This window comes from Methylobrevis pamukkalensis (assembly GCF_001720135.1).
GTDB lineage: Bacteria > Pseudomonadota > Alphaproteobacteria > Rhizobiales > Pleomorphomonadaceae > Methylobrevis > Methylobrevis pamukkalensis.
Genome location: NZ_MCRJ01000286.1, coordinates 1 through 831, shown reverse-complemented (window position 1 = coordinate 831; position 831 = coordinate 1). Strand labels below are relative to the sequence as shown.

The window sequence follows — 831 nt, the reverse complement described above, 5'->3', positions numbered from 1 at the left end:
ACGAGACATTGAAGTCCAGCGAGGCTTGGGTGTCGCCTTCGAACTGGCTGTCGACTCCGCCGCGAATGGTGAAGCCATCGTCGGGGGCGAGGGCGCCGAGATCGACATTGCCCATGCCGCCGGCCTTGCCGAAGATCACGTGGGCCTGCGGGGGATTGCCGGCCTCGTCACCGTTGTTGGTCAGGGACACGATGATGTCGCCGATGCCATCGCCGTTGACGTCGCCGGCCGAGGCGACGTCATAGCCGAAGCCCTCCCCGGGCGTGTCACCGGAAATGGTGAAGCCGTCGGCGGGCGCGAGCGTGGCGACATCAAGTTCGGAAAACCCGGTTGTCTTGCCATAGATCACATGGACGAGGCCTGCGTCCCCTCCGCCGACCATGCCGATCAGCAGGTCGTCGAGGCCATCGCCGTTGACGTCGCCGGCGCCGGTGATGTTGTAGCCGAGGCGGCCGTCTTCGGCGATGGTGTTGACGATCCGGAACCCGGTGGACGGCGCCATGGTGGCGAGCGTGAAATCGCTGAAGCCCGACGCCTTGCCGAACACGACGAAGGCGTTCCCGCCCTTGCCGCGACCGGCCGCCCCGATGAACATGTCGTCGAAGCCGTCGCCATTGATGTCGCCGGCCGAGGCGACCTCGCTTCCGACCATGTCGTCGGAGCCGGTGTAGTCACCCAGCATCCTGAATCCGTCGGCGGCGGAGAGCGAGGCGAGCGTGATGTCGGCAAAGCCCGTGGCCTTGCCGTAGAGGACATAGGCGGAGCCGCCCCTCCAGGGCGCGCCAAGGACGATGTCGTCGTAGCCGTCGCCGTTGATGTCGCCGGCGGAGG

Annotated in this window: 1 protein-coding gene; it reads right to left on the bottom strand. The window is 66.8% G+C overall.

Translation table 11 applies throughout. The features are described 5' to 3' along the window. A partial coding sequence (locus A6302_RS20545; protein ID WP_210183430.1) for an integrin alpha occupies positions 1-831 on the bottom strand: 831 nt, incomplete at both ends.